Source organism: Arthrobacter sp. 2YAF22_2 (assembly GCF_052114645.1).
Lineage (GTDB): Bacteria > Actinomycetota > Actinomycetes > Actinomycetales > Micrococcaceae > Arthrobacter.
On sequence record NZ_JBFRFD010000361.1, the window covers coordinates 1 to 3,836 of the forward strand.

The 3,836-nt window shown below is 74.0% G+C and carries 3 protein-coding genes; 1 reads left to right on the forward strand and 2 read right to left on the reverse strand.

Annotation, left to right across the window (positions count from 1 at the left end; translation table 11 throughout):
- Nucleotides 1-2,595, forward strand: a 2,595-nt coding sequence (hrpB, locus tag AB4Y86_RS13965; protein WP_441402806.1) for an ATP-dependent helicase HrpB, incomplete at its 5' end; no start/stop codon positions are given.
- A 29-nt stretch (nt 2,596-2,624) separates the two neighbouring features.
- On the opposite strand, the gene AB4Y86_RS13970 is transcribed toward hrpB, so the two are convergent.
- On the reverse strand, nt 2,625-2,846 hold the full coding sequence (locus AB4Y86_RS13970) for a hypothetical protein (protein WP_441402807.1): 222 nt from the start codon (nt 2,844-2,846) through the stop codon (nt 2,625-2,627).
- A gap of 76 nt (nt 2,847-2,922) precedes the next feature.
- Nucleotides 2,923-3,836 (reverse strand): amidohydrolase family protein (locus AB4Y86_RS13975; RefSeq protein ID WP_441402808.1); only part of this gene is annotated, 914 nt, incomplete at its 5' end.

Below are 3,836 nucleotides of genomic sequence, written 5' to 3' on the forward strand. Positions count from 1 at the left end.
GGCCTGGTGTTCGCCGGTGCACTGGGACGGCTCTCGGACGCGCTGCACGCCGGTGCCGCGGGCGGGGCAGCGGTGGTGGAAGCACCGCCCGGAACGGGGAAAACCACGCTGGTGCCCCCGCTTCTGGCCAACCTTGCCCCGCGCGGCGGCGCTCGGCACATCGTGGTGACCCAGCCGCGCCGCGTGGCCGCACGGTCCGCGGCCCGGCGCCTCGCCGAGCTGGACGGCAGCACGCTGGGCGACCGCGTCGGCTATACGGTCCGCGGGGACCGCAGGGCCGGCCCCGGAACCTGGATTGAATTCGTGACGCCGGGCATCCTGCTGCGCCGGCTGCTGGCCGATCCGGGTCTGGAGGATACCGGCGCGGTGGTGCTCGACGAAGTCCACGAACGCGGCCTGGAAACCGACCTGCTGCTGGGCATGCTCGCCGAGGTCCGCCAGCTCCGCGGCGATCTCACGCTGGTTGCCATGTCAGCGACCCTGGACGCGGCCCGGTTTGCCGCGCTGCTGGGGGAGAACCCGCCGCCTGAAACCCGTACCGGAAGCGCTCCCGTCGACGACGACGGCGGCGCGGCTCCCGTCGTCGGCTGCCCGTCCGCGCTGTACCCGCTGGAGATCCAATGGGCGCCGGCACCAGGTCCCCGGCTGGACCCCCGCGGCGTGACCCACGCTTTCCTGGACCACGTGGCCGCCACTGCGGCCCACGCCCACGCCGCGGCGCTCGYCGCCGGACGGGACAGCGACGCCCTGATCTTCGTTCCGGGGGCACGGGAGGTTTCTTACGTCGCCGCGCGGCTGCGCGGACGGGTGCATGCGGAGGTGTTGGAGCTGCACGGCCAGGTCGGGCCGGCCCTGCAGGACAGGGCCGTGTCCGGCCGCGGCCCCGGCGAACCGCCGCGGATCATTGTCGCCACGGCGCTCGCCGAATCCTCCCTGACGGTTCCGGGCGTACGTCTGGTGGTCGACTCCGGGCTGTCCCGTGAGCCGCGGCGGGACGCCGGGCGCGGCATGACGGGCCTCGTCACGGTGTCCTGCTCCCGGGCCTCGGCCGAACAGCGCGCTGGCCGCGCCGCCCGGCAAGGCCCGGGCCTTGTGGTGCGCTGCTATGACCAGAAGAGCTACGGCGCCGCCCCGGCGCACCAGACCCCGGAGATGGCGGTGGCGGACCTCACCGGCGCGGCCCTGGTCCTGGCCTGCTGGGGATCACCCGGCGGCCGCGGGCTCGCCCTGCCGGATGCCCCGCCCCGCGCGGCGATGGACGAGGCGGTTGAAGTGCTGCGCGAACTGGGCGCCGTGGGCCCGGCCGGACTTGCCACCGAACTGGGCAAGCTGCTGGCCCGGGTGCCCGCCGATCCGCGGCTCGCCCGCGCCTTGCTGGACGGTGCGTCAGTTGTCGGGCACCGCAGCGCGGCGGAGGCCGTCGCCGTCGTCGCCGGCGGCGAGCGGGCCCCCGGCGCCGATCTGACCGGGCTCCTGCACGCCCTGCGGTCCGGCCGGGACCCTGGCTCCGGGCGCTGGGCCGACGACGTCCGCCGGATGGAGGCGATTGCGCGCCAATCCGGATCCGGCAGCGGCGCCACGGCGGCGGGCGCGATTGGCGGCCCGGAGGGCGTCGGCTTCGTCGTCGCGCTTGCTTTCCCGGACCGGGTGGCACGCCGGGTCCCGGGCGTGGGGGAGCGGTACTTACTCAGCTCCGGCAGCCGCGCCGGACTCCCGCGGGGCAGCCGGCTCGCGGGCCACGAATGGCTGGCCGTCGCCGAGGTGTCGCGCGCCGAAGGGCAGGACGCCGCCGGTACCGGCGCCGTCATCCGGTCGGCCGCCCCGGTGACGGCGGACGCTGCGGAGGCCGCAGCGGCGCACCTGCTGGTCGAAACGGTGGAGGCCGGATTTGGCCAGGGCCGGGTCACGGCCCGGCGGGAACGCCGCCTCGGCGCGATCGTGCTCTCTTCGACGCCGGTGCGGCCGTCCGCGGCGGAGGGCCGGGCAGCGGTGGCACGGGCTCTGGGGCTTGCCGGGCTGCAGGCCATCGGCTGGTCTCCGGCGGCGGATGCGCTGCGGCGCCGCCTGGCCCTGCTCCACCACGAACTGGGGGACCCGTGGCCCGACGTATCCGAGCCGTCCCTGCTGGCCCGGCTGGATGAGTGGCTGGCACCGGAACTTGAGGCCCTGGCCGCCGGAGCCGCCACAAGCAGCGTCGGACTGGCCGAGCCGTTGCGCCGGCTGCTGCCCTGGCCCGCCGCGGCCCGGCTGGGCGAGCTGGCGCCGGAGACGCTGCTGGTGCCGAGCGGCTCGCGGGTGCGCATCGACTACCCGCCGGTGGGGGACGACGGCGCCCGGCCGGTGATCGCGGTCAAGCTGCAGGAGTGCTTCGGCTGGGATCAGACACCGCGGCTGGTGGACGGCCGCGTCCCGGTGCTGTTCCACCTGCTGTCGCCGGCGAGGCGCCAGCTCGCCGTGACCGATGATCTGGCGTCCTTCTGGTCCGGGCCCTACGCGCAGGTCCGGGCCGAGATGCGCGGCCGCTATCCGAAGCATCCCTGGCCGGAGGATCCGTGGACCGCGCCAGCGACCGCCAAGGTCAAAAGCAAGATGTGAAGGTCAGGCCCGGCCCGTGCGGCACAGACTTAGCCTGCCTCCGCGCCGTCCCAGGCGACGTGGACCCAGCGCTGCCCCTCGCCGTCCCAGGACTCTGAATGGCCCAGCAGGGCCAGGTCCTGGAAGCTGACTTCGATTCCGTCACGCTGGAGGCCGTCGCGCAGTTCCCGGGTGGCCTCGCGGACGGCTGAATCGACCGCCTCGGGGTTGTCGGACTCGACCCGGCGGGAGGCTTCATATGGTTTGCTCATGGGCACCATCTTTCAGGCTGGCAGCCGATATGGGAACCACCGTCCAGCACGGGCCTTCCGGGGGCCTGCCGCGGGCTCAGCCGCCGAGCAGCCGCTCGGCGTTGAACCAGCAGACGGCCCGCAACCAGTCGTCGTCGAGCCTGGGCTCCTTGTCGCGCAGCCGTTCGAGCGACTCAAGCTGGTGCGCGTAGTGGTAGGGGATGTTGGGGAAGTCGCTGCCTAGCACAACCCGGTCCGCGAGTCCGGCGAGCCTGGGCAGCAGCGCGGCGGGGAACGGTGCCACTGCTTCGAAGAAGTCGGTAAAGGCCATGGTGGTGTCCAGATGGACGTTGGGGTACCGCTCGGCCAGGGCCATAAACTCGCGGTATTCCGGCGTGCCCAGGTGCGCGACGACGGCGGTGAGCCCCGGGTGCCGTCGCAGCACTCCCTCGAGTTTGTCCGGGCCGGTGAAGCCGGGCCGCGGCACCGGGCCGCTGCCCACGTGCACCACCACGGGCACGGCCGCGTCGGCGAGGAGCCCCCAGACGGCGTCCAGGGCTGGCTCACGCACGTCGAAACCGCCCACCTGGGCGTGGATCTTAAAGACCCGCGCGCCCCGGTCGAGGGCGGAGGAGACCTGCTGCAGTACGCCGTCCTCGGGGAAGAACGTGGCGCTGGGGACGCAGTCCGGCTCGACCGCGGCGAGGGCCAGCGTGAAGTCGTTGAGGTCGGCGGCCATCCCCGGCCTGTGCGCGTAAGCCAGAGCCGTGAAGCGCCGGACCCCCAGCATGCGGAGCCGCGCCAGCCTGCTGTCTTGGTCCGTCCGGTAGGTGATCGGCCAGGGCCGGCCCACGAGCGGCCCGGCCTCGTCGAAATGGGCCCAGACCCTACGCAGCATCCGCTCAGGCAGGAAATGCGTGTGGATATCGATCAGTCCCGGGAGCCCCAGCCGCTGCCACCAGGCCGGGACGTCGTCGTCGTGCAGCGCTCCCGGTCGGCCGGGGCCAGGTG